This window comes from Micromonospora humidisoli (assembly GCF_016900955.1).
In the GTDB taxonomy this organism is placed as follows: domain Bacteria; phylum Actinomycetota; class Actinomycetes; order Mycobacteriales; family Micromonosporaceae; genus Micromonospora; species Micromonospora wenchangensis.
The window spans coordinates 341,094-367,913 of record NZ_JAFEUO010000008.1; the positions used below are offsets into that span (position 1 = coordinate 341,094).

Below are 26,820 nucleotides of genomic sequence, written 5' to 3' on the forward strand. Positions count from 1 at the left end.
ACCTTCCTCCGCGCGTAACTCCCACCGGCGGGCTGCGGCACCGCCGCGCGTCCGTAGACTCGCCTAGCCGCCTGAGAAGGGCCGGCGCCGCCGTGAGGGAGTGCCCGTACGCCATGAGTTACCGCAACGATCCGTACGACCCGAAGCAGGTCGCCCTGCTCGACCCGGCCGCCCTGGCCGGGGCCGTGGCCGACGCCGAAAAGGCGTTCGCCGCCGCCGCCGACCCGGACGCGCTGACCGCGCTGCGCCCCGCGCACCTCGGCGACCGGTCCCCGGTGTCGCTGGCCCGCCGGGAGATCGGCGCGCTGCCGCCGGCCGCCAAGGCCGACGCCGGCAAGCGGGTCAACGAGGCCCGCCGGGCCATCGAGTCCGCGTACGCGGCCCGCGCCGAGGTGCTGGAGCGGGAGCAGGCCGCCCGGGTGCTGGTCGAGGAGCGGGTCGACGTGACCCTGCCGTACGACCGGCGGCCCCGGGGGGCGCGGCACCCGCTGTCGACCCTGATGGAGCAGATCAGCGACCTGTTCGTCGGGATGGGCTACGAGGTGGCCGAGGGTCCCGAGGTCGAGCTGGAGTGGACCAACTTCGACGCGTTGAACATCCCCGCCGACCACCCGGCGCGCGGGCTGATGGACACCTTCCACATCGCACCGCCGCCCGGCGCGGACACCTCCGGCCTGGTGCTGCGCACCCACACCTCGCCGGTGCAGGCGCGCACCATGCTCACCCGCAAGCCCCCCATCTACGTGGTGGTGCCCGGCCGGGTCTACCGCACCGACGAGCTGGACGCCACCCACGCGCCGGTCTTCCACCAGGTCGAGGGCCTGGTGGTGGACCGGGGCATCACGATGGCGCACCTGCGCGGCACCCTCGACCACTTCGCCCGCGCCATGTTCGGCGAGGGGGCGAAGACCCGCTGGCGTCCGCACTACTTCCCGTTCACCGAGCCGTCCGGGGAGTTCGACGTCTGGTTCCCCGAGCACCGCGACGGTCCGCGCTGGGTCGAGTGGGGCGGTTGCGGCATGGTCAACCCGAGGGTGCTGCGGGCCTGCGGCATCGACCCCGAGGTCTACTCCGGGTTCGCGTTCGGCATGGGCATCGACCGGACGGTGATGTTCCGGCACGGGGTCAGCGACATGCGGGACATGGCCGAGGGTGACGTGCGGTTCACCCGCGCGTTCGGGGCCGGGGCGTAGGGCGATGCGGGTACGAGTCACGGAGACGGTGGTCTGAGTCATGCGAGTTTCTGTCAGTTGGCTGCGGGAGTACGTCGACCTCCCCGTCGACCTGCCCACCGAGGACCTGGAACAGGCCCTGGTGGACCTCGGCATCGAGGTCGAGTCCGTGGTGGACCTGCGCCGTACGGTCACCGGTCCGCTGGTCGTCGGTGAGGTCCGCGAGATCGAGGAGCTGACCGGGTTCAAGAAGCCGATCCGGCACTGCCTGGTCGACGTGGGCACCGCCAACGGCACCGGCGAGTTGCAGCAGATCGTCTGTGGGGCGCGGAACTTCGCCCCCGGCGACCGGGTCGTGGTGATCCTGCCCGGCGGGGTGTTGCCCGGCGACTTCACCATCGGCGCGCGCAAGACGTACGGCCGGATGTCGGCCGGCATGATCTGCTCGGCGATGGAACTGGGCCTGGGTGACGACCACTCCGGCATCATCGTGCTGCCGCCGGACACCCCGGCCCGCCCCGGCGACGACGCCCGCCCGGTGGTGGGTCTCGACGACGTCGTGGTCGAACTGGAGATCACCCCCGACCGGGGGTACGCGCTGAGCGTGCGCGGCATCGCGCGGGAGCTGGCGTACGCCCTCGGGGTGGCCTTCCGCGACCCGGGCCGGGTGCCCGCGCCGGCCGGTACGGCGCAGCCGGCGTACCCGGTGCAGGTGCGTGACACCGTCGGCTGCGACCGGTTCACCGCCCGGATGGTCCGGGGGGTCGACCCGACGGCGGCCACGCCCGGCTGGATGCGGCAGCGGCTCACCGTGGCCGGGGTGCGCAGCATCTCGCTGGCGGTGGACGTCACCAACTACGTGATGCTGGAACTGGGCCAGCCGATGCACGCCTTCGACGCCGACCGGATCACCGGCCCGCTGGTGGTGCGCCGGGCCGAGGCGGGCGAGAAGGTGACCACCCTGGACGGTGTGGTCCGCTCGCTCACCGCCGAGGACATGGTGATCTGCGACGACACCGGCCCGGTCTCGCTGGCCGCGGTGATGGGCGGCGAGACCAGCGAGGTGGTCGGCGGCACCACGAACGTGCTGCTGGAGGCCGCCCACTGGGACCCGGTGATGGTCGGCCGCACGGCCCGCCGGCACAAGCTGTTCAGCGAGGCGGCCAAGCGGTGGGAGCGGGGCGTCGACCCGGCGCTGCCGCTGGTGGCCCTGCAGCGCGCCGTCGAGCTGCTCACCACCCACGGCGGGGGCGAGGCCGGCGCGGAGATTCTCGACCTCGACCACGTCCGGCCGATGCGTCAGGTCGTCCTCCCGGTCGACCTGCCGTCGCGCCGGGTCGGGGTGGACTACTCCCCGCAGCGGGTGGTCGACCTGCTGGAGCAGGTGGGTTGCACGGTGATCCGGGGTGCCGACCGGCTGGCCGAGGACGTGGGCTCGGTCGCGACGACGGCCGGCGGCGGCGACGTGCTCACCGTCACCCCGCCGACCTGGCGGCCCGACCTCACCGACCCGGCCGACCTGGTCGAGGAGGTGGTCCGCCTCGACGGGTACGACCGGGTGCCGTCGGTGCTGCCCACCGCGCCCCCCGGCCGGGGGCTGACCTGGCAGCAGCGTCGCCGCCGGGCGGTGGCCCGCTCGCTCGCCGAGCGCGGCTACGTCGAGGTGCTGGCGCTGCCGTTCGTCGCCCCGGAGCTGGCCGACCAGCTCGGGCTGCCCGCCGACGACCCGCGCCGGCCGGCGGTACGGCTGGCCAACCCGCTGTCCGAGGAGGAGCCGCTGCTGCGCACGACCCTGCTCGGCCCGCTGCTGGGCATCCTCAAGCGCAACCTGGGCCGGGGTCACCGTGACCTGGCGCTCTACGAGATCGGGGCGGTGTTCCACCCGCGTCCCGGGGTGGGTGCGCCGCCGACCATGGGGGTGGACCGCCGGCCCACCGACGCCGAGTTCGCCGCCGCCGACGCGGTGGTGCCCGCCCAACCCCGGCACGTCGCGGTGGTGCTCACCGGGGACGTGGAGCCGGCCGGCTGGTGGGGGCCGGGCCGTGCCGCCGGTTGGGCCGACGCGGTGGAGGCCGGCCGGGCCGTGCTGGCCGCCGCCGACCTGCCGGCCGAGCGGATCGAGGTGCGGGCCGCCGAGCGGGCACCCTGGCATCCCGGCCGCTGCGCCGCGCTGCTGGTCGACGGGGAGGTGGTCGGTCACGCCGGTGAGCTGCACCCGGCGGTGCTGGCCGCGTTGGAACTGCCCCGCCGGACCAGCGCCATGGAACTCGACCTGGACGCCCTGCCGGCTGCCCCGGTGGTGTCCGCGCCGACCGTGTCCGGGTTCCCCCCGGCGCTGATCGACGTGGCGTTGGTGCTGGACGACACGGTGCCGGCCGCCGACGTCCGGGCCGCGCTGGTCGAGGGGGCGGGCGAGCTGCTGGAGCAGGTCCGGCTCTTCGACGTGTACGCCTCGGAGTCGCTCGGCGCGGGTCGCCGGTCGCTGGCGTACAAGCTCACCTTCCGGGCACCGGACCGGACGCTGACCGTGGAGGAGGCGGTGGCCGCGCGGGACGCCGCCGTGGCCGTGGCCGCCCAGCGGTTCGGGGCGATCCTGCGGGGCGCATAGCTACCGCTGTGCGATGGGCCCTCCCGCCGAAGTTGCGGGAGGGCCCATCCGATGTCACTTCGGACCCGGCGCTTGTGTCGTACTTCGTACAGATCGGTGCTGCTGGCTTACGTCCGACGCATAGTGTCCTTCGACGCTAGACACCGAAGGAAATTCATGCCGGACCCCTCTTTCGATCCGCTGCTGACTTCCGTGCAAGAGGCGGTGGTTCAGGCCTACTACCCGGATCGGGTACGGGCAGCGACGGGTGCCCGCACCCGCGCTCAGGCCGCGCAGTCGGTCGTGACCGTCTTTGCTGGCGGTTTAGTAGCCACCTTCACTCTGACATCCTTGTCCAGCACTGCTGTGGTGACCCGAATTGGGGGTTGCCTTGCGGTCGCGTTGTGGCTTCTTGCGGCCGTTCTCTACGTTCGGGCGATCTCCACCGCTGTTCCGTTGGGATTGGCCGCTGCCAGCGTGGCACGTGACGGGCGATCGCTCATCGAAGAGGTGCTCAAAAGGGGTGATGATGAGGCGAAACGGGTAGATCAGCGCCAGGTGGTGGCGAATCGCTCCTCGGTGGTAGCGCTTGGGGTCACCGTGCTGACCCTTGCGCTGGCGCTCTTCGTCGATCATCCGGACAAGTCTCGCTTGGGATGGCTGGTACTCGGGCCAGAGGGGCAGGCGGTCGTCGCGGCGCTCTGCGGAAATCGCACAGAGCGGGTTGAGGGCGAAATCGACCTAACTACCCTAACCGGTCAATTCATATCTATCACCGTCGACCGGTGCGGCAGCCAGCGGCAGGTCACGCTGCGTCTGCCAAAGAACGCGGTCACGGCTGTGCTGACCAAGGAGGGCTGATTCATGGCACTGGAAACCAGTCCGACCTTGCTGCTAGTCCACGCTGTCCCCGCGGTGTCATCGGCCGTGGACGGCTTGGCGCGGGACTGTGTGCAGGCAATCGCCGGGCTGCATCAGGCAGGCGGCGCGTTGGACGCGCTGGTCCTCGTCGGCGATCTCACGGTCTCGGGAACCACGGAAGAGTTCGGGACGGTCTCCTCGCTGGTAGACCTCATACTGAGTGAGTGCTGCGAGGCACCCGGGTTAGCGGAACTGCCAGCCGTGCTGGCCGTTCCGGGACGACGGGATCTCACTCCGATGGCGGCCGCATTGGCGACGGTCCGGTCCGTCACGGACTGGTGGTCCCAGGTTGAGGAGAGCTTCTGGAACGAGGAGACCCCCGACGTGCATGAAGCTATTCGCCATAGCTTCTCCCCTTTTTTGGAATGGTATGGGAACTATTCAGGGGAAATGGGGTGGCGGTCAGGGAAACTGCCGGGCGATGGCGCATTTGTGCTCCATGCGGGTGGTTTGCGCCTAGGGGTGGCCACTCTGAACAGCGTTTTTCGGATGCTGACCGTTGAAGCCCATGATGGCCTCGCCACTCTTCATGCCAGCCAACTGGCAGCGGTCGCCTCGGGCTCGGACTGGCAGCAGCAAGCCGATGCCCTCGTGGTACTTTCGCCAATCTCTGCTGAGTTGAGCCTTCCCCTCCCGGCCATACCGTTAGCCGGCAGGATAGGCTCGACTGAGGCGCAGAGTTGGTCGACCGTGGGTACCGGAGCGCATCTCTATGTTGCTCATCGTCGGGCTGCTGGTGAGGTTGTTTTGTCGGACTTCATCAGAGGGAACACCCTGAAGGCCGTCGCGCCTCCGGTCGTCGAGCCGGCCACCGCGACGGCCCGTCATGCCTCCGCCGAGGTTCAGTCGGTGCTTCAGGATGAATCTCTGCTCCTTGATGAATTCGATCAGGCGATTGCCACTGGCCAAGCTGTCCTGGTTATCACCTCGGGCATGGAGGGAGAGTCTCGTGGGGAATGGTCGAGTCCGTTGGAAAGCGCGGACGGGCTGTTCGCTGCCCTGGTGTCGCAGCTCCCACAGGAGATTGCCGAAGGGCGGGTGACGCTTGGCGCGGTCATGCAACGATTGCGGCAGGTGGATCCACTGCTGGTCCGGCGTACGATATCCGGTCTACTTGTGACGGATGGCTCTACTGTCAACGACACGGCTCTCCGGCTTATGCTGGCACCTTGGCACCGGATCTATGACTGTACTGGAACCAACATTTTTCAAGAGATTTCCGCGCGGCTGGACATCGGCAAAAATGTGGTTGTCATCGATGCTCACCGCGACCCTCCCGGCGTTTTGCGCGAGCAGCTCGAAATTGTTTCGATGAGCGGTATTGCTCCAGGGAGTTCGGCGGCACCGGTTACTTTCGACATCGATGATCGGGGAAGAGGATCCCGTGCGCAGTGGTTCCGTCAGTTGAAGGCGGACCTAATCACCCACCCGGTGGTTTTTGCGTCGGAATCAATCGATAGTGCGCATCTTTCGCTGTATCTCGACACGCTGACCGGAGACGGCGGCGGAGAGGGAAGCGGTGCGGCCGATGCCGTCCGACGCCGATTCGTCATCGCCCCAGGGGTGGACGCAACCGTTACCTGGAAGCTCGCGGGTGCCGGGTTCGGCCAGATACCCATCTCTCTCGTCGAGTTGGCAAAGCGGCGGTTGATTGCCGGCCGAGCACCGATGCAGCGAGGTGCCCAACTTCGTGCCCGAACTCGACAGGTGCATGATCGCCATGCTGGTGTCCAACTTGTCTCGGCGCTGATCGAAGGAGCGCCGCCTGGGGATCCGCTTTACCTGCGCGGTACCGACCCTACTTGGGGAGACGTCAAGGAGGCGATTCCAGCACGGCTCTCAACGTTGTCATCGGTGTTCTCTCTGGCCGAATCCCCGACGGTGTCCAAACCGGTTTTGGTGCTGAATGATAGGTCTGGTAGCGGAAAATCGACGACGCTTATGCAATTTGCGGTGGCGCTACATACTAAGGGTCTCGCCGTGGGGTGGGTCGATCGCGCAACTACCAAGTCGTCACAGGATGTTATCCGTGAGTGTGAAGAACTGGGCCTTGATGCGGTCCTGATCGACGATGTTGACATCTTCGGTGCAGAAGCGGCTCGGCTTATGACCCGACTCGGCCGACGTGGCACTGTGTTGGTCGCAGCCACGATTCGGAGCACTCGAGGTCACCTTCTCGACGAGGTTGCGGGTTTGACTAGAGTGCCGCCGCTCCGTTTGACCGCTGATGACTTGAATGCTCTGGTTTACCAGCTCGAGACATATCGCCAACTCGGCAAGCTCAAGAAGCACAGGCTTCATGAAGCTCGTGTGGAACGGCTTCGGGAAGTCGCCAATTCGGATCTTATGGCGGCGATGGTGGAGGTGATCACCGGGTTCCGGTTTGAGCAGCGGGTGAGTAGCGAGTTTGCGCAGTTGGACGAGCGCGAGCGCATCATCTATGCCACGGTATGCATGTTTGAGGCATTGCAATACGAGGATCGCTCTTTGACTCTGCCGCAGAACGCGCTCCTGCAGATTGCGTCAGATGGACCACCTGACCCGGCAGTAAACCGAGCGATTGAGCGGCTGGTTTCGCGGCGAGGCATGCTGGTTCGACGTGAGTCCGGCCATATTCGTACTCGACACCGAGTGATTGCGGAGGCGCTGGAAAAGACTATCAGAGACGACAAATCATACTTCTTGGAGCTTTTTCAGCGGCTGCTTCTCTTCTATGTGCAGCGCGGTGCTGGAATTGCCAACCGCAACGATCCGACTCGCCGTGCGATGGTTGCTTTGATCAATCATAGGGTCATGATCAAGTCCGGGCTTTCGGTTGAATCGGTGCGGCATGTATATAGTCAATTACACAGTTACCTAAAGGACGATTTTCATTACTGGCTGCAATGTGGATCATATGAGCTGGAGAAGCGGAACCTGGACCTTGCGGCCACTTATCTGGATACGTCGCGCGGCTGTGATGGCGGTCAGGATCATTTCAAAGTTGTCACCACCTGGGGAATGATCTGCCTGCGTCGTGCCAGCGAACACCCGACGGAGAGTTCGCTGCACGCGGAAGCGGTCGAGGCGTTCGGTGAGCTGGATCGAGTAGCCTCGCAGGAGGGTGACCGCTCTCCGCACACTCTCGTGACTATCGTCCGGGACGGTACCCATTGGCTCCAGCGCTGTGTCTTCTTCACTAACGACGAGCGAGAGGTTCGCGCGAGACGCATCCTGTACTGGATCAAGTTCGGGAATCGGCTGCTGTCCACAAGCGGCGAGTTCCGCTCCGCAGCCAGGGACTCCGCCGGGCTGCTGGAGCGAATTTTGGAGCCAGAGGGTGAGCAACGGGGGATCCCGCTCTAATTGGGTCGCAAGGTGGGTCTGTCAACTTGACGCCCATGCCTCACATTCGGTGTGACGGAGAGTGGTAAGGCCTCGTTGCCTCTAAGTGGAGGATGTCAGCCCGATGTGCGGGGCCTCGCCGGGATTGATTGACGGATGACGCTGGCGAACGGTGGCCGACGTCCCGATCGACGGGTTCCGGTGGCGGTCCGCGTGCGGGTGGGGCGTCTGGTGTGCCCCACGCGCGGCTGTCGACACACCTTCCGCGAGCAGGTTCCCCGAGGGTTGGAGCGATGCCGGCACCGCATGGCCCGCTTGGACAGGCAGTTCAGGACCGTGGTCAAGGAACTGGTGGGCGGGGCAGGTTCGCGTCTGCTGGCAATGCTGGCCATGGACCTGTCTCGTCACGCGACCCTGCGCAGCCTGCTGCCCATCCCGTTGCCCACCGGGCGCACGCCCCGTGATCGGTGTGTGGATGTTGCAGTGCGAGGGTGCTCCACTGCCTCGCATCCACGCGCTGGGGTGCATGAACTTGCAGGGGAGTGGGCTAGAGGCTAACCTTCTCTGCATAGTCATGCGGAGGTTGGAATGGGTATCCGAGTTGCGGTCGCCGGGGCGAGTGGTTACGCCGGGGGCGAGTTGCTGCGCCTGATCGCCGGTCATCCCGAGTTCGACCTGGTCGCGGCCACCGCGCACCGCCAGGCCGGTGCGCCGGTCACCGCCGTGCACCCGCAGCTCGCGGGGTTGGACCTGACGTTCGCGGCGACCGACCCGGCGACGCTGGCCGACGCGGACCTGGTCTTCCTGGCCCTGCCGCACGGCGAGTCGGCGGCGCTCGCCGCCGAGCTGCCGGAGTCGGTGCGGGTGGTCGACCTCGGTGCCGACCACCGGCTGCGTGACGCCGACGCCTGGTCCCGCTACTACGGCGGCCCGCACGCCGGGGCGTGGACGTACGGCCTGCCGGAGCTGCCCGGCCAGCGCGCGGCGATCGCCGGGGCGACCCGGGTCGCCAACACCGGCTGTTACGCCGTCGCCATCACGCTGGCCCTCGCGCCGCTGATCGCCGTCGGTGCGGTCGCGCCGGCCGACGTGGTCGTGGTGGCTGCCTCCGGCACCTCCGGAGCCGGTCGGGCCGCCAAGACGCACCTGCTCGGCAGCGAGGTGATGGGGGACCTGTCGCCTTACAAGGTCGGTGCCCACCAGCACGTTCCGGAGATCAAGCAGGCTACCGGCGCGACCGGGCTGTCGCTGACCCCGGTGCTGGCCCCGATGCCGCGTGGCATCCTCGCCACCGTCACCGCCGTGCCCACCGGCGACGCCGACCCGCGTGCGGTGCTGGCCGACGCGTACGCCGACGCGCCGTTCGTGCACCTGCTGCCCGAGGGGGCGTGGCCGCACACCGCCGCGACCGCCGGGGCGAACTCCTGCCACCTCCAGGCCACCGTCGACGTCGACTCCGGCCGGGTGATCGTGGTCAGCGCCATCGACAACCTCGGCAAGGGCGCCGCCGGCCAGGCGGTGCAGAACGCCAACCTGATGCTCGGCCTCCCCGAAACCACCGGCCTGTCTACTTTCGGAGTTGCACCGTGAGCGCGAGGAGCGCAGCGCAGCGGAGCCCCGCAGTCGCGAACAGACAGTCAGCATCGGTGAGCGCGAGGAGCGCAGCGCAGCGGAGCCCCGCAGTCGCGAACAGACAGTCAGCATCGGTGAGCGCGAGGAGCGCAGCGCAGCGGAGCCCCGCAGTCGCGAACGAAAGGTTAGTCCAGTGACTGTCACCGCCCCTCGGGGCTTCCGTGCGGCCGGTGTCGCGGCCGGGTTGAAGAGCGGCGGGGCCACCGACGTCGCCCTGGTCGTCAACGACGGTCCGGACGCCGGAGTGGCCGGCGTCTTCACCACCAACCGGGTCAGGGCCGCGCCGGTGCGCTGGACGCAGCAGGTCGTCCGGGGCGGCGTGGTCCGCGCGGTGGTGCTGAACTCCGGTGGCGCGAACGCCTGCACCGGCCCGGCCGGTTTCCAGGACACCCACGCCACCGCCGAGCACACCGCCGCCGCGCTCACCGCGTCCAGCCCCCGGCTGCGGCTCGGTGCCGGTGACGTGGCGGTCTGCTCGACCGGGCTGATCGGCGAGCGGTTGCCGATGGACAAGCTGCTGCCGGGGGTGCGTACCGCGATCCGGGCGTTGGCCCGCGACGGCGGTCCGGCCGCCGCCGAGGCGATCATGACCACGGACACCCGGCCGAAGACCACCGTCGCCCGGGGCGCCGGGTGGAGCGTGGGCGGGATGGCGAAGGGCGCGGGCATGCTCGCCCCCGGCATGGCCACCATGCTGTGCGTGCTGACCACCGACGCGGTGGCCGGGCCGGAGCTGCTGGACGCGGCGTTGCGGGCGGCCACCCGGGTCACCTTCGACCGGGTCGACTCCGACGGCTGCATGTCCACCAACGACACGGTGCTGCTGCTGTCCAGCGGGGCGTCCGGGGTGGAACCCGACGAGGCGGAGTTGACCGCCGCCGTCACCGCGGCCTGTCACGACCTGGCCCAGCAGTTGGTGGCCGACGCCGAGGGGGCGACCAAGGAGGTCGCCATCGAGGTGGTCGGTGCCGCCGACGAGGACGACGCGGTCGAGGTGGGCCGTTCGGTGGCCCGCAACAACCTGGTCAAGACGGCGTTGTTCGGTAACGACCCGAACTGGGGGCGGATCCTGGCCGCGGTCGGCACCACGGCCGCCGCGTTCGACCCGGACGCGGTGGACGTGGCGGTCAACGGGATCTGGGTGTGCCGTTCCGGTGCCGCCGCCGAGGACCGGTCCAAGGTCGACCTGACCGGCCGGGACGTCACCATCCGGATCGACCTGCACGCCGGCGCGGCGGCGGCCACGATCTGGACCAACGACCTGTCGCACGCGTACGTGCACGAGAACTCGGCGTACTCGACATGAGCCTGTCCGCGGATCTCACCCGGGCCCAGGCGAAGGCCGAGACGCTGATCGAGGCGCTGCCCTGGCTGGCCCGGTTCTCCGGGGCCACCGTCGTGGTCAAGTACGGCGGCAACGCGATGGTCGACCCGACCCTGCAACGGGCCTTCGCCGCCGACATGGTCTTCCTGCGGTACGCCGGGCTCAAGCCGGTCGTGGTGCACGGCGGCGGCCCGCAGATCTCGGCGATGCTGGGTCGGCTCGGCATCGCCAGCGAGTTCAAGGGTGGCCTGCGGGTCACCACGCCGGAGGCGATGGACGTCGTCCGGATGGTGCTGGTGGGTCAGGTGGGCCGGGAACTGGTCGGCCTGATCAACGCGCACGGGCCGTTCGCGGTGGGCCTGTCCGGCGAGGACGCCGGCCTGTTCACCGCCGTGCGCCGGCCCGCCTGGGTCGACGGCGAGGCGGTCGACGTGGGTCAGGTGGGTGACGTGGAGTCGGTGGACGTCTCGGCGGTGACCGACCTGATCGCGGCCGGCCGGATCCCGGTCATCTCGACCGTCGCGCCGGACGCCGACGGGGTGCTGCACAACCTCAACGCCGACACCGCCGCCGCCGCGCTGGCGATCGCCCTGGAGGCCCGCAAGCTGGTCGTCCTCACCGACGTGGCCGGCCTGTACGCCGACTGGCCGGACACCGCCAGCCTGGTCAGCGAGATCGGCACGGAGGCGTTGGCGAAGCTGTTGCCGTCCCTGGAAGCGGGGATGGTGCCCAAGATGGAGGCCTGCCTGCGGGCGGTGCGCGGGGGAGTGCCCGCCGCGCACGTCGTCGACGGCCGGGTCGCCCACTCCACGCTGCTGGAGGTCTTCACCTCGGAGGGGTTCGGCACGATGGTCGTCGACACCCCGACCGGGTCCACCACCAACCAGGAAGGCACGGTCGGTTCATGAGCACGCTGGTGGAACGCTGGCGGCAGTCCATGATGGACAACTACGGCACCCCGCCGCTGGCGCTGGCCTCCGGTTCGGGCGCGGTCGTCGTCGACGAGGCCGGCCGGGAGTACGTCGACCTGCTCGGCGGCATCGCGGTCAACTCCCTCGGGCACGCCCACCCCGCCGTGGTGGCCGCCGTGTCCAAGCAGGTCGCCACCCTCGGTCACGTCTCCAACCTGTTCGTCGCCGAACCCCCGGTGGCGCTGGCGGAACTGCTGCTGGCGCTGGCCGGCCGGCCGGGCCGGGTGTTCTTCGCCAACTCCGGCGCGGAGGTCAACGAGGCCGCGTTCAAGCTGTCCCGGCTCACCGGCCGGTCGCACGTCGTCGCCACCGTCGGCGGTTTCCACGGCCGCACCATGGGGGCGCTCGCGTTGACCGGCCAGCCGGCGAAGGCCGACCCGTTCCGCCCGCTGCCCGGCGACGTCGACCACGTCCCGTACGGCGACGTGGCGGCGCTGGCGGCGGCCGTCACCGACGCGACGGCGATGGTGATCCTGGAGCCGGTGCAGGGCGAGAACGGGGTGGTCGTCCCGCCGCCCGGCTACCTGGCCGAGGCGCGGCGGATCACCACCCGGCACGGGGCCCTGCTGGTCCTCGACGAGGTGCAGACCGGCATCGGGCGTACCGGGTACTGGTTCGCCCACCAGGCCGAGGGGGTCGAGCCGGACGTCGTCACCCTGGCCAAGGGGCTCGGCGGCGGGTTGCCGATCGGTGCCTGCCTGGCCTTCGGCCGGGCCGCCGAGCTGCTGCGCGCCGGTTCGCACGGCACCACCTTCGGCGGCAACCCGGTGAGCTGCGCCGCCGCCCTCGCGGTGGTCTCCACGATCGCCAGCGAGGGGCTGCTCGACCACGTCAAGCGCATCGGCGAACGGCTGCGCCGGGGCGTCGAGGCGCTGGGCCACCCACTGGTCACCGAGGTACGCGGGGCCGGGCTGCTGCTCGGCATCGTGCTCGCCGCGCCGGTCGCCGGCCCGGTGGCCGAAGCGCTGCGGTCGGCGGGGTTCCTGGTCAACCCGGTCCAGCCGGGGGTGATCCGGCTCGCCCCGCCGCTGGTGCTCACCGCCGGGCAGGTCGACGCGTTCCTGGCCGCCCTCCCCGCCGCCCTCGACGCCGCCACCCCCAACCCCACCCCGACCCCGACGGAGACCCGCACATGATCCGGCACCTGCTGGCCGACGACGACCTCACCCCGGCCGAACAGTCGGCCGTGCTCGACCTGGCCGCCCGGATGAAGGCCGACCGGTTCGGGTTCACCCCGCTGGCCGGGCCGCGTTCGGTAGCGGTCCTGTTCGACAAGCAGAGCCTGCGGACCAGGATCTCCTTCGACGCCGGCATCGCCGAACTCGGCGGCCATCCGCTGGTGGTGGACACCCAGGTCACCCACTTCGGGCGGGGCGAGACGCTCGGCGACGCCGGCCGGGTGCTGTCCCGCTACGTCGCGGCCATCGTGCTGCGCACCCATGGCGACGACCGGATCGCCGAGGTGGCGGAGCACGCCACGGTGCCGGTGGTAAACGCGCTGACCGACGGCTACCACCCGTGCCAGCTCCTGGCCGACCTGCTCACCGTCCGCGAGCACTGCGGCGGCACCGCCGGGCGGACCCTGGCGTACGTGGGGGACGCGGCGAACAACCTGTCGCACTCGTACCTGCTGGCCGGGGCGACCGCCGGGATGCACGTGCGGGTCGCCGGGCCGGCCGGGTTCCAGCCCGATCCGGGGGTGCTGGACCGGGCCGGGAAGATCGCCGCCGGCACCGGCGGGTCGGTGCGGGCGCTGGTCGACCCGGTGGAGGCGGTCCGGGACGCCGACGTGGTCGCCACCGACACCTGGACCTCGATGGGGCAGGAGGACGACGGGCTGGACCGGATCACCCCGTTCCTGCCGTACCAGGTGAACGCCGCGCTGCTCGGCCACGCCCGGCCGGACGTGAAGGTGCTGCACTGCCTGCCCGCGCACCGGGACGAGGAGATCACCAGCGAGGTGCTCGACGGCCCGCACAGCGTGGTCTTCGACCAGGCGGAGAATCGGCTGCACGCCCAGAAGGCGCTGCTGACCTTTCTCCTGGAGGCCTCCTCATCATGACCGCGCCGACCCGCGCCGCCCGGCACGCCCGCATCGTCGAGTTGATCAGGGCCAGGGCGATCCGTTCCCAGACCGAGCTGGCCGACCTGCTGGCCGCCGACGGGGTGCAGGTCACCCAGGCCACCCTCTCCCGGGATCTGGAGGAGTTGGGTGCGGTGAAGGCCCGGGGCGGTGACGGGCGGGCCGGCTACCTGATCCCCGAGGACGGCCACCGGCCGCTGCGCGACGCCGAGGCGGCCCCCGCCCGGCTGATCCGGCTGCTGCGGGAACTGCTCAACGGGGTCGACTCCAGCGGCAACATCGCGGTGCTGCGTACCCCGCCGGGCGCGGCGCACTACCTGGCCAGCGCGGTGGACCGGGCGGGCCTGACCGAGGTGGTCGGCACCATCGCCGGTGACGACACCATCCTGGTGGTGGCCCGGGAGGCCGACGGCGGGGCCGCGCTGGGTGAGAAGCTCGCCGGGTGGGCCCGCCGCGACGACGGCGGCGAGACGAACACCCCGTGACCTGTCGGGTCACGGGTTCACAGCTGACGGACGGGCCGGCGGCGGGGGCGTGTACCCCACCGTCGGGGAGCGAAAGGTGAGCACTGCCAGAATGAGCGGCGTGGACGACAAGAGCCTGACCGAGAACAGCGCCGCGACGAACCGGACGAGTCTGTGGGGTGGCCGGTTCGCCGGTGGCCCCGCCGAGGCCCTGGCGCGGCTGTCGGTGAGCGTCCAGTTCGACTGGCGTCTCGCCCCGTACGACATCGCGGGTTCCCGGGCGCACGCCCGGGTGCTGGCCGGCGCGGGGCTGCTCGACCCCGACGAGCTGGGGCGCATCCTGGCCGCGTTGGACGACCTGGAGGCGGCCTGCGCGTCCGGGCAGTTCCGCCCGACGATCGACGACGAGGACGTGCACACCGCGTTGGAGCGGGGTCTGCTGGAGCGGCTGGGCAGCCTCGGCGGCAAGCTGCGCGCGGGCCGCTCCCGCAACGACCAGGTCGCCACCGACCTGCGGCTGTATCTGCGGGATCACGCCCGGGGGGTGGCGGCACGGCTGGTCGAGCTGGCCGAGGCCCTGGTGGAGCAGGCGGAACGGCACGTCGACACGGCCGCGCCGGGGATGACCCACCTCCAGCACGCCCAGCCGGTCACCTTCGGGCACTGGCTGCTGGCCCACGTCCAGCCGTTGCTGCGGGACCTGGAGCGGCTGCGCGACTGGGACCACCGTACGGCGGTCAGCCCGCTCGGCGCGGGTGCGCTGGCCGGGTCGGGACTGCCGCTGGACCCGGTGGTGGTGTCCAAGGAACTGGGCTTCCGGACGTCGTTCGCCAACTCGATGGACGCGGTCGCCGACCGGGACTTCGTCGCCGAGTTCCTCTTCGTCACCGCGCTGGTCGGGGTGCACCTGTCCCGCCTCGGCGAGGAGGTGGTGCTCTGGACGTCGCACGAGTTCGGCTGGGTGGAGCTGGACGACGCGTTCGCCACCGGGTCGTCGATCATGCCGCAGAAGAAGAACGCGGACATCGCCGAGCTGGCCCGGGGCAAGTCCGGCCGGCTGGTCGGCGGGCTGATGAGCGTGTTGACGATGCTCAAGGGCCTGCCGCTGGCCTACGACCGGGACATGCAGGAGGACAAGGAGCCCGCGTTCGACGCGGTCGACACCCTGGAGCTGCTGCTGCCGGCGCTGGCCGGGATGATCTCCACGATGACCGTCCGGGTGGACCGCCTGGTCGCCGCCGCGCCGGTGGGCTTCTCGCTCGCCACCGAGATCGCCGACTGGCTGGTCCGGCGCAACGTGCCGTTCCGCGACGCGCACGAGATCACCGGCAAGCTGGTGGCGCTCTGCGCGGCCCGGGACTGCGCCCTCGACGAGGTCTCCGACGCTGATCTGGCGGCGGTCAGCGAGCACCTCGACCCGTCGGTGCGTGACGTGCTGTCGGTCCGGTCGGCGTTGGCCGCCCGGATCACCCCCGGCTCCACCGGCCCCGGTCCGGTCGCCGACCAGCTCGCCGCCGCGTCCGACCAGCTCACCGGCTGGCGGGAGTGGGCCGCCGAGCGGGTCGTCCCCCGCTGAGCTGACCCGCGCCGGTCGTCCGTCGTCCCCTGCTGCGGGGCACGGACGACCGGGCGTGGTCAGGCGGGGCGTTCGCGGCGGGGCAGCTTCGCCACCACCGCCTCGTACGAGCCGTCGACCGCCTCGACCAGTTCGTCGTCGGGGATGGCGCCGCCCAGGTCGAGCGCGTTCCAGCCGGAGCGGCCGACGTACGGCATCGGTCGGGCGTCGGCGGGGAACCGGTGCAGCCACTCGTCGGCGACCTCGCGGCTCGGGCCGCACTTCACCCCGACCCGGGCGGTGCCGTCGGGTGCGCCGAGGAACGCGAAGATCCGGCTGCCCACCTTCACCACCTCGTCGCCCTCCCAGGGCCGGTCCAGCCAGGCCCCCGGCTTGCCGAGGCAGTACGCCAGCATCTCCTCGCGGGTCACGGTGTCCTCCCGGTGCGGTGGTGGTCGGCCCAGTCTCCCCGAACCGGCCCCCTCCGGCCGGTCGACCGACCTGGCCGTTGTCGCCGCGTCGCCGGTGGCGGAGGGAAGGTCATCACGGTAGGTGACCAGGGCTCCGTGACCACGGTGAGTGACCTCTGCTCCTCGGACACCCACATCCCTTCGTGTCCTTTGCTCTGCTGCCCTTTCCGCGACACCCGCTTGACCTGCGGATGTCGCTGGAGCTGAGGCGGCAGTCCGGAACAGCAGTCGTTACTCAGGGTGTCTGTCGCGTCGAGGTCAGCAGAGCAAAGCGTCGCAGCGGGGAAGGCGGCGGCGGCCAGCGAACTACTCCCAGTAGTGGGGTGGTGGCCGGGGTTGACATCGTCGCGTCGACGGTCAGGTGGTCCGGCTGACCAGGCGTTCGTAGCGCTGCCGGGCGGCCTGTGCGCTGCCCAGGCCGAGGCCGTGGCCGATCGTCTGCCAGGTCAGTCCCCGGGCCCGTGCCGTCGTCAGCAGGCCCGCCTCCAGCGTGTCGAGTTCGGCCCGCAGGTGTGGCAGCAGGGTCAGCGCAGCCATCAGGTCGGCGCCGTCGACGGGCTCCTCGTCGGTGTCCGGCACGATCCCGCCGGCGGCGAGCGCGGTGACCACGCAGACCGCTTCCCACGGGTCGGCGAGGTGCGGGTTGGTGTGCCGGCGGCGTCGGGCATCGGTGTCGGCGTGCCGCTCGCTGAGCCGGTGCAGTGCGGCGTAGGTCCGTTCGGCCCGGGCGCGGCTCGCGTCGGGTGCGGTGAAGGCGTCGTTCATCACCCCATCCCAAACCATCAACGGAACATTGTCAACGAAACGTTCAAAGGTCCTCGTCGGTTTGCCGATCTTCGCCGGGTGGCGTTACCTGGACCGGTGGACTACCCGTGGCTGCACGCCCCCGCCGCCGAGGTCGCCGAGACGGCGCGCACCCTGCTCGGCTGGGAGCTCGCCGCCGGCGGCGTCCGGGTCAGGCTGACCGAGGTCGAGGCGTACGCGGGCACCGGTGAGGACCCGGCGTCGCACGCCCACCGGGGCCCCACCCCCCGGACCACTGTGATGTTCGGCCCGGCCGGGCACGCCTACACGTACTTCGTGTTCGGCATGCACTGGTGTCTCAACATCGTCTGTGGTCGCGACGGTGAGGCGGCGGCCGTCCTGGTGCGGGCCGGTGAGGTGGTCGACGGGTTGCCGACCGCCCGTGCCCGTCGGGGCGACGTCGCCGACCGGGACCTGGCCCGGGGGCCCGCCCGGCTGGCCGTCGCGCTCGGCGTCACCGCGGCGGCGAACGGCACCTGCGTGCTCGACGGGAGCGGCCCCCTGCTGCTGAGCCCACCCACCCGCCCGGTCGCCCGGGCCGAGGTCTCCGCCGGCCCCCGGGTCGGGGTGGCCGCCGCACACGATGTGCCCTGGCGGTTCTGGATCACCGGCGATCCGACGGTCAGCCCCTACCGCCGGCACGTACCCCGACGTCGCACCTGACCGGCAGATCCGGGTCGGGAAAGCCCAGCGCGGTGAGAGGACTGCCGGTGCTGGGCGAACCTCGCCCGGTTCCGGGTGGAGGGGCGAAGGGCTAGCTGATCAACTGCTCGAACTCCGCTGCCGTCAATCCCGCCTGACGGAGGATGGATGCGAGGGTGCCCCGTTTGATCGTGCTGTGGTTCGGAACCACCACCACGTTTCCTGCGGAGTCGCGGTACACGGCGTGGCTGCCCCGAGTTCGGACGTGATCGAACCCGGCCTTGGCGAGTCCGGCGATGACCTTGCGGAGCGGCAGATCGGCCAGTGCCGGACTCACGCGGCTTTGCCGACCTGGAAGGAGGTGACCAGAGGGGTTGCCTCGATGGTGGGCTGCGCGACCTCCTCAAGGTACGCCTCGACGGCCTCCCGCAGGTTGACCAGTGCCTCGTCGACCGACCCGCCCTGGCTCGCCACGTCCAGTTCCAGGCAGCGGGCGACATACCAGTCGTCTTCCTGATGGACAGCGGCCGTGAACGTTCTCACCATTTCCACCCTCCCAGAACGCCGGACCATGCTCATCCTACGAGTCCGGCGGACATTTCCGTGGGCCGCCGACCCGCTGACGCCGCGCCGCAGTTCTCCCGTCGTCGCAGAAAGGGGGGACGCCCGGTCCTGGCGAAATTGGTTAGCATTCGCGGCAATCTTGACCCTGGAGGTGGCCCGGATGGACGCACACGACGCCGGAGTGCTGGTCGGCCGGTTGGCCTGCGTGGTCATTCCGCTACTGGTGATGCTGGTGCTGGCCGCGGTGGTCGTGGTGGCGGCGCAGATGGCCCGCCGCCGGCCGACCCCGCCCGGGCCGCCTCCGGTCCCGGCCCGGCCCCCGTCCGGCCCGGCCGGGTATGGAACGAGCGGCCCGGCCGGGTACGGCCCGCCCGCCGCGCCGTCGTACCCCACGCCACCCGCCAGCCCGTCGCCGACGGGCGGCCCGTCCGACGCCGTACCGCCGGCCACCGGTGCTGCCGGTGACGCTCCGGCGGCTCCCGCCGGTCCGCCGTCGGGCGCATCGGACCAGCCCGGCCCGGGTACGCCCACCGAGGGGGAGCGGCCGCCGGCGGGGTGACCGGGGCCACCCCGGGCGTGGTCGCCGCCGGAATAGTTGACGCTGCAACTATGTTGTGCGCGACGTCCGGGTACCACGAACGGTCCCGGTATCTCAGACGCGAGGAGCTGGTCATGCAGTTCGGAGTCTTCACCGTCGGCGATGTCACGGTCGACCCGACCACCGGACGGGAGCCGACCGAGCACGAGCGGATCAAGGCGATGGTGGCGATCGCCCTCAAGGCCGAGGAGGTCGGTCTCGACGTCTTCGCCACCGGGGAGCACCACAACCGCCCGTTCGTCCCCTCCTCGCCGACCACCATGCTGGGGCACATCGCCGCCCGTACCGAGCGGCTGCTGCTGTCCACCTCGACCACGCTGATCACCACCAACGACCCGGTGAAGATCGCCGAGGACTACGCCATGCTCCAGCACCTGGCCGACGGCCGGGTGGACCTGATGATGGGGCGCGGCAACACCGGGCCGGTCTACCCGTGGTTCGGGCAGGACATCCGCAACGGCATCCGGCTCGCCATCGAGAACTACGAGCTGCTGCACCGGCTGTGGCGCGAGGACGTCGTCGACTGGCAGGGCAAGTTCCGTACCCCGTTGCAGTCGTTCACGTCGACCCCGCGCCCGCTCGACGACGTGCCGCCGTTCGTCTGGCACGGCTCGATCCGCAGCCCCGAGATCGCCGAGCAGGCTGCGTACTACGGTGACGGCTTCTTCGCCAACCACATCTTCTGGCCCAAGGAGCACACCCAGCGGATGGTCGGCCTCTACCGGCAGCGCTTCGCCCACTACGGCCACGGCTCGCCCGAGCAGGCCATCGTCGGGCTCGGCGGCCAGGTGTTCATGCGGCGCAACTCGCAGGACGCGGTACGCGAGTTCCGGCCGTACTTCGACAACGCGCCGGTCTACGGGCACGGGCCGTCGCTTGAGGAGTTCACCCGGGAGACCCCGCTGACCGTGGGCAGCCCGCAGCAGGTCATCGACCGTACCCTCGGTTTCCGCGAGTACGTCGGCGACTACCAGCGGCAGCTGTTCCTGCTCGACCACGCGGGGCTGCCCCTGAAGACGGTGCTGGAGCAGCTCGACCTGCTCGGCGAGGAGGTCGTACCGGTGCTGCGCAAGGAGTTCGACGCGCTGCGCCCGGCGCACGTGCCGGTCGCGCCCACCCACGCCTCGCTGGTCGCCGCCCGCGACGCCGCCGGCAAGGCGGCCACGGGGACGCCCGACGCCGGTGACCTGGCCGGGGCCGGGGCGGAGGGCCGGCGATGACCCGCCGCACCCTGGCCGTGGTGTCGGCGGGACTGAGTCAGCCGTCGTCCACCCGGCTGCTCGCCGACCAGCTCGCCGCGGCGGCCCGCGACGAGCTGGTCCGGCGCGGCGACGAGGTGGAGCTGCGGGTGGTGGAGCTGCGCGACCACGCCCACGACGTGGTGAACAACCTGCTCACCGGCTTCCCGTCGACCGAGCTGCGGGCCGCCCTGGACGCGGTCACCGGCGCCGACGGCATCGTCGCGGTCACGCCGATCTTCAACGCGTCGTACAACGGGCTGTTCAAGTCCTTCTTCGACGTGGTGGACGCCCAGGCGCTGGTCGACCGGCCGGTGCTGATCGGCGCGACCGGCGGCACCGCCCGGCACTCCCTGGCCCTGGAACATGCCGTCCGGCCGATGTTCGGCTACCTGCGGGCGGTGGTGCTGCCGACGTCGGTCTTCGCCGCGCCGGAGGACTGGTCCGGCGGCACCGCCGAGGGGGCGCTGCGGTCCCGCATCCAGCGTGCTGGCCGGGAGTTGGCCGACCAGGTCGACAGGCGGCCACCGGCTACCGGCCCGGCCGACCCGTTCGCCCTCACCACCGACTTCGCCGAACTCCTCGGCGGCGGTCGGGAGGACTGACCCGCCCCGCGTCCCCGGCCGGCGGGCCGGGCGACCACTCACCGGTACGGGTGGGCCACCAGCACCGGGCAGTGGGCGTGCTGCACCACCGCCTGGCTGACCGAACCCAGCAGCAGGCCGGTGAAACCACCCCGCCCCCGGGTGCCGACGGCCAGCACCGACGCCGTCGCGCTCGCCTCGACCAGGCCCTGCGCCACCCCGACCGCCCGGACCGGATGTTCCCGCAGCACCACGTCCGGGTGGTCGGCGCGTACGGCGGCGGACGCCTCGGCGAGCAGCCGCACCGCGTGCGCCCGGTAACCGGCCTCGGCCTGCTCCGCGTCGGCTCCGTCCCGCTCCGGCGGGGTGGGGCCGACGTGCACCAGCACCAGCGGGACCCCCCGTCGGACGGCCTCGGCGGCGGCCTGGTCGGCGGCCACCCCGGCGGCCGGCGAGCCGTCCACGCCCACCAGCACCGGCCCGTCCATCGGGATCGGCTGAGCCTCCGGCCGGACCACCAGCACCGGGCAGTACGCGTGCGCGGCGACCTGCGCGCCGACCGAGCCGAGCAGCAACCCGGTGAACCCGCCCAGGCCCCGGCTGCCCACCACCACCAGGCCGGCCCGGCGGGACTCCTCGACCAGCGTCGCGCCCGCCCCACCGGCGATCTGCCGCGCCTGCACGGTCAGCCCCGACCACCTGTCGGCCAGCTCGGCGGCGGTCCGCTCCAACATCCGCTGCGCCTCCTCCGACGGCGCGGGCACCCCCAGGTCGTACGGGTTCAGCGGGACGCCGTACCCGAGCGGGTGCAGGTAGCCGTGCACCAGGTGCAGGGGTACGCCGCGCAGCACCGCCGCGTGGGCGGCCTGCTCCGCGGCGGCCAGGCTGGCCGGCGATCCGTCCACCCCCACCACTACCGGTCGGTTCATCGGCCCTCCCAGGATCGGTTCAGCCCTCGTTGCCGGTCCGACCCATTGTCGACGTGCCGGCCCGTCCGCGCCGGCAGGTGACCCGACCGGGCGTGCCGCCACCTGCGGTCAGGCCGCCGGGCGTCGGACGATCACCAGTGGGCCGTGCCCGTGGTGCAGCACCGCGTGGCTGACCGAACCGAGCAGCACCCCGCCCAGGGCACCGCGGCCGTGCGCGCCGACGACGGTGAGCTGGGCCGACGCCGACGCCTCGACCAGCACCCGGGCCGCCGCGCCGGGCACCAGCCGCCGGGTCACCGGCACGTCCGGATAGCGTTGCGACCAGCCGGCCAGCGCCTCGGCGAGCACCCGTTCCTCCTCGGCGGCGAGCGCCTCCACGTCGTAGACCAGTGGCAGCACGTCACCCGGGCCGATCGGTGCCGGGGTCAGCCAGGCGTGTACGGCCAGCAGCCCGGTGTCGCGCTGCGCCGCCGCGGCGAAGGCGAACCCGAGCGCCTCGGTGGACAGCGCCGACCCGTCCACCCCGACCAGTACCGGGCCGTCGGCCCGTGGTTCACCCCGGACCACCAGCACCGGGCAGTCGGCACGGGCCGAGACCTGCACCGCCACCGAACCGATCAGCAGCCCGGCGAAGCCGCCGAGCCCCCGGGTGCCGAGCACCACCAGCGCCGCGTCGCGGGCCTCGCGCAGCAGTACCGGGGTCGGCGCCCCGTCGGACAGGTACCCGGTGACGGTCAGCTCCGGGGCGATCTTGCCGGCTTCGGCGACCGCCTCGGTGACGATCCGCTCCGCCTCGTTGCGCAGCCCGCCGTCGGGCGGTCCGACGGGCGCGGGGCCGAGCGGGACGCCGAAGAGCGGCCAGATGAACGCGTGCACCACCCGCAGCGGGCGGTTGCGGGCGACGGCCTCCCGGGCGGCCACCCCGACCGCGTCCAACGCCGATCGGGAACCGTCCACACCCACCACGACGGGGGCACCGGCTCTGTTGGTCATCACGTCCTCCTTCGTCCGTCTCCAGCCTGGTCGGGTCCGGCCCGTCGGGTCAGGGGCGTCCGGCCCCGTCGGTGGGTCCTTGGTCCCGCACCGGACGTTCCCGGCCCGGCCCGTCGACCGCGGGGTCGGTGACCGCGACCCGGGTGGGATCGGTGACGGCGACCGTCGGGACGTCGGTCACCGCGTCGGTGCCGGCGTCGGTGACAGCCCCGGCCGGGGTGCCGGCGGCGGGGTGGCGGCGGGCCAACCGCAGCACCAGACCGGGCAGGGCGCTGACCGCCAGGCAGGCCAGCAGGACGGTGGGGCCGAGGGGTTCGGTGCCGAGCAGCATCCGCAGCGGTGGCAGTAGCACCCCGCCGACCTGGAGCAGCGCCGATCCGGCCACGGCGACGAGCAGCCCGAGGTTGGCCCGCCCCGCCCCGGCCGCCCGGGGTGCCCGGACGGCGAGCGCCACCCCGAGTTGGGCCAGGCCCAGCACCACGAACACCACCGACTGCCAGGGCAGCCCGGCGTGGGCGGCGGTCGTCCCGGCGGCCAGCACCACCGACGCGATCAGCGCCCCGGTGACCAGCACGTCGCGGCCCAGCCCGGCCCCGAGCACCGACTCGCGGGGCGAGCGGGGTGCCCGGCGCAGGGTGCCCGGCTCGGCGGGTTCCGCGCCGAGCGCCACCCCCGGCAGCCCGTGGGTGAGCAGGTTGATCCAGAGGATCTGCGCCGGCAGCAGCGGTACGGGCAGCCCGAACAGCGGACCCAGCAGCATCACCACGATCTCGGCCACCCCGCCGGAGAGGGCGTAGCGCAGGAACCGGCGGATGTTGTCGTAGATCCGCCGGCCCTCGCCGATCGCGACGGTGACGGTGGCCAGGTCGTCGTCGACCAGCACCAGGTCGGCGGCCTGCCGGGCGACCTCGGTGCCGCCGCCCATCGCCACCCCGATGTCGGCGCGACGCAGCGCCGGAGCGTCGTTGACCCCGTCCCCGGTCATCGCCACCACGTGCCCCCGGGCCTGGAGGCCGGCGATGATGTCCAGCTTCTGTTCCGGCTGGGTGCGGGCGAACACCCGCGCGTGCGGCCCGGCCTGCGTGGCGTCGTCGGTGTCGCCCCGCACCACCGGGTCGCCGGGCTGCCAGAGGCCGAGCCGGCCACCGATCGCGGCGGCGGTCGCCGGATGGTCGCCGGTGACCAGCAGCAGCCGTACCCCGGCGGTGTCGAGACCGGCGGCGATCCCGGCGGCACCGGCCCGCAGCGGGTCACCGACGGCGACCAGCCCCACCGGGCGCAACCCGACCGGTGCCGCCAGGTCGGGCGTCGTGTCGACCAGCGCGGACGCCACCGCGAGCACCCGCAGCCCCTCGGCGGCCAGCTCGCGGGCGGCGGTGGCCAGCGTGTCGATCTCCTCGGCGGTGGCGTCCAGCAGGGGCGTGGTCAGCACGTTCTCCGGTGCCCCCTTGCAGACCACGAGGCGCTGGCCGTCGCAGGCCCGGTGCACGGTGAGCATCCGGCGGGTGGCCTGCGCGAACGGGTGCTCGGCCACCCGGGGCCAGGCGCTGCGGGTGGCCGTCGGTTCCAGCCCGCACCGGCCGGCGAAGGCGACCAGGGCGGCCTCCAGCGGGTCACCGACCGCGCCCCAGTCGGGCCGGTCGTCCTGCGGCGGCGACAGCGTCGCGTCGTTGCAGAGCAGCCCGGCGCGGGCCAGCCGGCGCAGGTCCTCCGGCACGGCCACCGGTACGCCGTCGCGGCCCACCCGCCCGTGCGGGGCGTAGCCGACGCCGTCGACGTCGTACCGGGTGCCGTCGGGGGTGACCGCGGTCCGTACCGCCATCCGGCCCTCGGTGAGGGTGCCGGTCTTGTCGGAGGCGATCACCGTGACCGAGCCGAGGGTTTCCACCGCGTGCAGCCGGCGTGGGATGGCCCGGGCCCCGGCCATCCGGCGTGCGCCCAGCGCCAACGCCAGGGTCACCACCGCCGGCAGCGATTCCGGTACGGCGGCCACCACCAGGCTCACCGCCGTCACCGCCATCTCCACCACCGGTCGGCCGCCGGCGACGCCGATGGCGAAGACCAGCCCGGACAGGGCCACCACGACCACCGCGAGGACCCGGCCGAGCACCGCCAGCCGGCGCTGCAACGGGGTCGGGGCCGGCCGGGTGCCGGCGACCAGCGCGCTGATCCTGCCCAGCGCGGAGGCTGCGCCGGTGCGGATCACGGTGCCGGCGGCCCGGCCGGTGGTCACCACCGTGCCGGCCCGTGCCTCCTCGCCGTCGTGGTGTTGCACCGGCACCGACTCGCCGGTCAGCGCCGACTCGTCGACCTGGAACCGGTTGGCCTCGACCAGCCGCAGGTCCGCCGGGACGACGTCACCGGCCTCCACCCGGACCAGGTCGTCGCGGACCAGGTCGGCGGCCGGCAGCACCACGTCCCGGCCGTCGCGTACCACCCGGGCGGTGGGGGCGGAGAGCTGGTCGAGGGCGGCGATGGCCCGGTCGGCGCGCACCTCCTGCACCACCCCGATGACGGTGTTCACCGCCACCACCAGCACGATCACCGCCGTGTCCGGCCAGTCGCCGAGCAGGGTGGTGATCACCGCGGCGGCCAGCAGCAGTGCGACGAGCGGATCGGTGAGCTGGCGCAGCACCCGGCCGACGAGCCACCGTCGGGCCGGCGCGGCGACGGTGTTCGGGCCGTCCGCGCGCAGCCGCGCCGCCGCCTCGGCGGTGGACAGGCCGGTGGTCACCGGCTCCGCGTCGCGGGTGTCGTCCGTCAGCACCGACCCTGCACCGGATGTCGCCACCGGTGGCCTCCCCGTCTCGTCGCGGCGCGTCCCGGGCACGCCGTCCCGGTCCAGGGTCGCGCCCGGCCGGCCGGGCGGGCAGAGGCGATCCGCCGCAGGTCACGGGACCAACGGCCCTGCCGCTCGGCCGCCGACGGGTGTGCCATGGAGGCGACGACCACCGGCGAAGGGCACCCCGATGACCCCTCTGGAGATGCTCACCGAGCACCCGTTCCTCGCCGGGCTGCCGCCGCAGTGGCTGCCCCGGCTGACCGGGTACGCCCGGCCGGTGGTCTGGCACCCCGGTCACCGGCTGTTCCGCGCCGGTCAGCCGGCGGAACGGTTCTGGCTGGTCCGGGGCGGTGAGGTGGCGTTGGACTTCCCGGTCCCCGCACGCGGGGACGTGGGCATCGAGTCGATCGGGGCCGGTGGGGTGCTGGGTTGGTCGTGGCTGTTCCCGCCGTACCGCTGGCAGTTCGGTGCGGTGGCCGTCCGGCGGACGCCGACCGTGGAGTTCACCGCCGAGGGGGTGCGCCGGTTGATGGAGTCCGACGACGCTCTGGGCCGGCAGCTCACCACCCGGTTCATGAGCGTGGTGGTGGACCGGCTCCAGGCGTCCCGGGTCCGGCTGCTCGACCTGTACGGCTACCCGACCTCGGCGGCGAGCTGACCCGGACGGGCGGCGACACCCGCGCCCGGGTCGACACGCCCGTCGGCGTCGGCCCGGACCGCTGCGTCGGGGTCGGGGCGGTGTGCGCGGTGACGACGAGTCCGGCCGGCTGCACGAAGACCGTCCGGCGGGCCACCGCGTCGCCCCGGTCGTCGAGCCGGTAGCCGTCGAGCCAGATCCAGCCGTCGTACGTGGGCCAGTCGAGCACGCGGATCACCCGGAACCGGACCGGCCTGACGAACTGGACGCTGGCCGCGCGGGTCAGCAGGAGCAGGTCGCCCGCCCTCGGCGGGGGCGCGTTCACCGCCGACCGAACACGCTGCGGTACCTGCGCCACGCCCTGATCCGGGTGCGGGCGGCCTCCGCCGCCGGGCAGAAGCCGGTGCCGGTGCAGCGTTCGCACCGCCGGTCGCGGTGCTGGTCCAGGCAGCGCCAGGCCAACTCGATCAGGTACGGCACCGCGCGGTGTCGACACATTGCGCCTCCCGGGGGTGGGGTCGTCGCGGCACCCCGCCCCGCCGAGCC

The 26,820-nt window shown here is 72.0% G+C and carries 24 protein-coding genes and 2 pseudogenes; 17 read left to right on the forward strand and 9 right to left on the reverse strand.

Going from position 1 to position 26,820, the window contains the following annotated elements; genetic code table 11:
• Window positions 1-113: 113 nt before the first annotated feature.
• The 12 genes and pseudogenes from pheS (at window position 114) to argH (ending at window position 16,054) form a co-directional block, all read left to right on the forward strand.
• Window positions 114-1,193 carry a phenylalanine--tRNA ligase subunit alpha gene (gene pheS, locus JQN84_RS27320; RefSeq protein WP_204961411.1) on the forward strand — a complete coding sequence of 360 codons (1,080 nt, stop codon included), beginning with the start codon at window positions 114-116 and terminating at the stop codon, window positions 1,191-1,193.
• Between the two features lie 40 nt (window positions 1,194-1,233).
• Window positions 1,234-3,780, forward strand: coding sequence for a phenylalanine--tRNA ligase subunit beta (pheT, locus tag JQN84_RS27325; RefSeq protein ID WP_204961412.1), 2,547 nt, complete (start codon window positions 1,234-1,236; stop codon window positions 3,778-3,780).
• 156 nt (window positions 3,781-3,936) lie between these two features.
• Window positions 3,937-4,620 (forward strand): hypothetical protein, encoded by a 684-nt coding sequence (locus tag JQN84_RS27330; RefSeq protein WP_204961413.1) that lies wholly within the window; start codon window positions 3,937-3,939, stop codon window positions 4,618-4,620.
• 66 nt (window positions 4,621-4,686) lie between these two features.
• Window positions 4,687-8,025 carry a P-loop NTPase gene (locus JQN84_RS27335; protein WP_204961414.1) on the forward strand — a complete coding sequence of 1,113 codons (3,339 nt, stop codon included), beginning with the start codon at window positions 4,687-4,689 and terminating at the stop codon, window positions 8,023-8,025.
• A 94-nt stretch (window positions 8,026-8,119) separates the two neighbouring features.
• Window positions 8,120-8,481 (forward strand): annotated as a pseudogene (locus JQN84_RS27340) (ISL3 family transposase); the annotation flags it as partial.
• Between the two features lie 111 nt (window positions 8,482-8,592).
• On the forward strand, window positions 8,593-9,594 hold the full coding sequence (gene argC, locus JQN84_RS27345; RefSeq protein ID WP_204961415.1) for an N-acetyl-gamma-glutamyl-phosphate reductase: 1,002 nt from the start codon (window positions 8,593-8,595) through the stop codon (window positions 9,592-9,594).
• 175 nt (window positions 9,595-9,769) lie between these two features.
• Window positions 9,770-10,942, forward strand: a complete 1,173-nt coding sequence (argJ, locus tag JQN84_RS27350; RefSeq protein ID WP_204961416.1) for a bifunctional glutamate N-acetyltransferase/amino-acid acetyltransferase ArgJ — start codon at window positions 9,770-9,772, stop codon at window positions 10,940-10,942.
• Window positions 10,939-11,868: an acetylglutamate kinase gene (gene argB, locus JQN84_RS27355; protein WP_088645182.1), complete on the forward strand. Its 930-nt coding sequence runs from the start codon at window positions 10,939-10,941 to the stop codon at window positions 11,866-11,868. Before argJ ends, argB begins: the two co-directional genes overlap by 4 nt.
• The gene (locus tag JQN84_RS27360; RefSeq protein WP_204961417.1) at window positions 11,865-13,067 is read left to right on the forward strand and encodes an acetylornithine transaminase; all 1,203 of its coding nucleotides are present in this window, start codon (window positions 11,865-11,867) and stop codon (window positions 13,065-13,067) included. Before argB ends, JQN84_RS27360 begins: the two co-directional genes overlap by 4 nt.
• On the forward strand, window positions 13,064-13,993 hold the full coding sequence (gene argF / locus JQN84_RS27365) for an ornithine carbamoyltransferase (RefSeq protein WP_204961418.1): 930 nt from the start codon (window positions 13,064-13,066) through the stop codon (window positions 13,991-13,993). The genes JQN84_RS27360 and argF overlap by 4 nt, the downstream gene beginning before the upstream one ends.
• Window positions 13,990-14,499, forward strand: a complete 510-nt coding sequence (locus JQN84_RS27370; protein WP_088645179.1) for an arginine repressor — start codon at window positions 13,990-13,992, stop codon at window positions 14,497-14,499. Before argF ends, JQN84_RS27370 begins: the two co-directional genes overlap by 4 nt.
• A gap of 91 nt (window positions 14,500-14,590) precedes the next feature.
• Window positions 14,591-16,054, forward strand: coding sequence for an argininosuccinate lyase (gene argH / locus JQN84_RS27375; RefSeq protein WP_204961467.1), 1,464 nt, complete (start codon window positions 14,591-14,593; stop codon window positions 16,052-16,054).
• A gap of 59 nt (window positions 16,055-16,113) precedes the next feature.
• Here the strand turns inward: argH and JQN84_RS27380 are convergent, their stop codons facing one another.
• Both JQN84_RS27380 and JQN84_RS27385 read right to left on the reverse strand, forming a co-directional pair.
• Complete coding sequence (locus JQN84_RS27380; protein ID WP_204961419.1) at window positions 16,114-16,464, reverse strand: MmcQ/YjbR family DNA-binding protein; 351 nt, start codon at window positions 16,462-16,464, stop codon at window positions 16,114-16,116.
• Between the two features lie 396 nt (window positions 16,465-16,860).
• On the reverse strand, window positions 16,861-17,268 hold the full coding sequence (locus tag JQN84_RS27385; protein WP_239486219.1) for a DNA-binding protein: 408 nt from the start codon (window positions 17,266-17,268) through the stop codon (window positions 16,861-16,863).
• Window positions 17,269-17,364: 96 nt separating this feature from the next.
• Between JQN84_RS27385 and JQN84_RS27390 the strand changes: the two genes are divergently transcribed.
• Entirely contained in the window at window positions 17,365-17,970 is a 606-nt protein-coding gene (locus JQN84_RS27390; protein WP_204961420.1) for a DNA-3-methyladenine glycosylase, read from the forward strand.
• Between the two features lie 91 nt (window positions 17,971-18,061).
• Here JQN84_RS27390 and JQN84_RS27395 read toward each other — a convergent pair whose 3' ends face one another.
• Both JQN84_RS27395 and JQN84_RS27400 read right to left on the reverse strand, forming a co-directional pair.
• Window positions 18,062-18,286 carry a type II toxin-antitoxin system HicA family toxin gene (locus JQN84_RS27395; protein WP_204961421.1) on the reverse strand — a complete coding sequence of 75 codons (225 nt, stop codon included), beginning with the start codon at window positions 18,284-18,286 and terminating at the stop codon, window positions 18,062-18,064.
• Window positions 18,283-18,495, reverse strand: coding sequence for a type II toxin-antitoxin system HicB family antitoxin (locus JQN84_RS27400; RefSeq protein WP_204961422.1), 213 nt, complete (start codon window positions 18,493-18,495; stop codon window positions 18,283-18,285). The genes JQN84_RS27395 and JQN84_RS27400 overlap by 4 nt, the downstream gene beginning before the upstream one ends.
• Window positions 18,496-18,673: 178 nt before the next feature.
• On the opposite strand from JQN84_RS27400, the gene JQN84_RS27405 reads away from it, so the two are divergent.
• The 3 genes from JQN84_RS27405 to JQN84_RS27415 all read left to right on the forward strand — a co-directional run bounded on the left by JQN84_RS27405 (window position 18,674) and on the right by JQN84_RS27415 (window position 20,954).
• On the forward strand, window positions 18,674-19,072 hold the full coding sequence (locus tag JQN84_RS27405) for a hypothetical protein (protein WP_204961423.1): 399 nt from the start codon (window positions 18,674-18,676) through the stop codon (window positions 19,070-19,072).
• 113 nt (window positions 19,073-19,185) lie between these two features.
• Window positions 19,186-20,331: an LLM class flavin-dependent oxidoreductase gene (locus tag JQN84_RS27410; RefSeq protein ID WP_204961424.1), complete on the forward strand. Its 1,146-nt coding sequence runs from the start codon at window positions 19,186-19,188 to the stop codon at window positions 20,329-20,331.
• Window positions 20,328-20,954, forward strand: a complete 627-nt coding sequence (locus JQN84_RS27415; protein WP_204961425.1) for an FMN reductase — start codon at window positions 20,328-20,330, stop codon at window positions 20,952-20,954. The genes JQN84_RS27410 and JQN84_RS27415 overlap by 4 nt, the downstream gene beginning before the upstream one ends.
• Window positions 20,955-20,992: 38 nt before the next feature.
• Here the strand turns inward: JQN84_RS27415 and JQN84_RS27420 are convergent, their stop codons facing one another.
• The 3 genes from JQN84_RS27420 to JQN84_RS27430 form a co-directional block, all read right to left on the reverse strand.
• On the reverse strand, window positions 20,993-21,862 hold the full coding sequence (locus JQN84_RS27420; RefSeq protein ID WP_204961426.1) for a universal stress protein: 870 nt from the start codon (window positions 21,860-21,862) through the stop codon (window positions 20,993-20,995).
• A gap of 108 nt (window positions 21,863-21,970) precedes the next feature.
• Complete coding sequence (locus JQN84_RS27425; protein ID WP_204961427.1) at window positions 21,971-22,855, reverse strand: universal stress protein; 885 nt, start codon at window positions 22,853-22,855, stop codon at window positions 21,971-21,973.
• A 49-nt stretch (window positions 22,856-22,904) separates the two neighbouring features.
• Window positions 22,905-25,622: a cation-translocating P-type ATPase gene (locus JQN84_RS27430; protein WP_307821451.1), complete on the reverse strand. Its 2,718-nt coding sequence runs from the start codon at window positions 25,620-25,622 to the stop codon at window positions 22,905-22,907.
• A 202-nt stretch (window positions 25,623-25,824) separates the two neighbouring features.
• Here JQN84_RS27430 and JQN84_RS27435 point away from each other — a divergent pair, with 202 nt between their 5' ends.
• The gene (locus JQN84_RS27435; RefSeq protein ID WP_067305204.1) at window positions 25,825-26,295 is read left to right on the forward strand and encodes a cyclic nucleotide-binding domain-containing protein; all 471 of its coding nucleotides are present in this window, start codon (window positions 25,825-25,827) and stop codon (window positions 26,293-26,295) included.
• Between the two features lie 34 nt (window positions 26,296-26,329).
• Here JQN84_RS27435 and JQN84_RS32430 read toward each other — a convergent pair.
• Together JQN84_RS32430 and JQN84_RS27445 are read right to left on the reverse strand one after the other, a co-directional pair.
• Window positions 26,330-26,599: pseudogene (locus tag JQN84_RS32430) on the reverse strand (hypothetical protein); the annotation flags it as partial.
• Window positions 26,596-26,772 (reverse strand): hypothetical protein, encoded by a 177-nt coding sequence (locus tag JQN84_RS27445; protein WP_204927549.1) that lies wholly within the window; start codon window positions 26,770-26,772, stop codon window positions 26,596-26,598. The gene JQN84_RS27445 and the pseudogene JQN84_RS32430, both read right to left, overlap by 4 nt.
• Between the last annotated feature and the right edge of the window lie 48 nt (window positions 26,773-26,820).

What these genes read in the sequence shown, in the direction of transcription:
- argC (WP_204961415.1), top strand. Translation starts at nt 8,593, where the DNA reads ATGGGTATCCGAGTTGCGGTCGCCGGGGCGAGTGGTTACGCCGGGGGC.
- JQN84_RS27330 (WP_204961413.1), top strand. Translation starts at nt 3,937, where the DNA reads ATGCCGGACCCCTCTTTCGATCCGCTGCTGACTTCCGTGCAAGAGGCG.
- JQN84_RS27435 (WP_067305204.1), top strand. Translation starts at nt 25,825, where the DNA reads ATGACCCCTCTGGAGATGCTCACCGAGCACCCGTTCCTCGCCGGGCTG.
- argH (WP_204961467.1), top strand. Translation starts at nt 14,591, where the DNA reads ATGAGCGGCGTGGACGACAAGAGCCTGACCGAGAACAGCGCCGCGACG.
- JQN84_RS27405 (WP_204961423.1), top strand. Translation starts at nt 18,674, where the DNA reads ATGGACGCACACGACGCCGGAGTGCTGGTCGGCCGGTTGGCCTGCGTG.
- JQN84_RS27370 (WP_088645179.1), top strand. Translation starts at nt 13,990, where the DNA reads ATGACCGCGCCGACCCGCGCCGCCCGGCACGCCCGCATCGTCGAGTTG.
- JQN84_RS27415 (WP_204961425.1), top strand. Translation starts at nt 20,328, where the DNA reads ATGACCCGCCGCACCCTGGCCGTGGTGTCGGCGGGACTGAGTCAGCCG.
- JQN84_RS27385 (WP_239486219.1), bottom strand. Translation starts at nt 17,268, where the DNA reads ATGAACGACGCCTTCACCGCACCCGACGCGAGCCGCGCCCGGGCCGAA.
- JQN84_RS27420 (WP_204961426.1), bottom strand. Translation starts at nt 21,862, where the DNA reads ATGAACCGACCGGTAGTGGTGGGGGTGGACGGATCGCCGGCCAGCCTG.
- JQN84_RS27360 (WP_204961417.1), top strand. Translation starts at nt 11,865, where the DNA reads ATGAGCACGCTGGTGGAACGCTGGCGGCAGTCCATGATGGACAACTAC.
- JQN84_RS27400 (WP_204961422.1), bottom strand. Translation starts at nt 18,495, where the DNA reads ATGGTGAGAACGTTCACGGCCGCTGTCCATCAGGAAGACGACTGGTAT.
- argB (WP_088645182.1), top strand. Translation starts at nt 10,939, where the DNA reads ATGAGCCTGTCCGCGGATCTCACCCGGGCCCAGGCGAAGGCCGAGACG.
- pheS (WP_204961411.1), top strand. Translation starts at nt 114, where the DNA reads ATGAGTTACCGCAACGATCCGTACGACCCGAAGCAGGTCGCCCTGCTC.
- argF (WP_204961418.1), top strand. Translation starts at nt 13,064, where the DNA reads ATGATCCGGCACCTGCTGGCCGACGACGACCTCACCCCGGCCGAACAG.
- JQN84_RS27410 (WP_204961424.1), top strand. Translation starts at nt 19,186, where the DNA reads ATGCAGTTCGGAGTCTTCACCGTCGGCGATGTCACGGTCGACCCGACC.
- JQN84_RS27425 (WP_204961427.1), bottom strand. Translation starts at nt 22,855, where the DNA reads ATGACCAACAGAGCCGGTGCCCCCGTCGTGGTGGGTGTGGACGGTTCC.
- pheT (WP_204961412.1), top strand. Translation starts at nt 1,234, where the DNA reads ATGCGAGTTTCTGTCAGTTGGCTGCGGGAGTACGTCGACCTCCCCGTC.
- JQN84_RS27445 (WP_204927549.1), bottom strand. Translation starts at nt 26,772, where the DNA reads ATGTGTCGACACCGCGCGGTGCCGTACCTGATCGAGTTGGCCTGGCGC.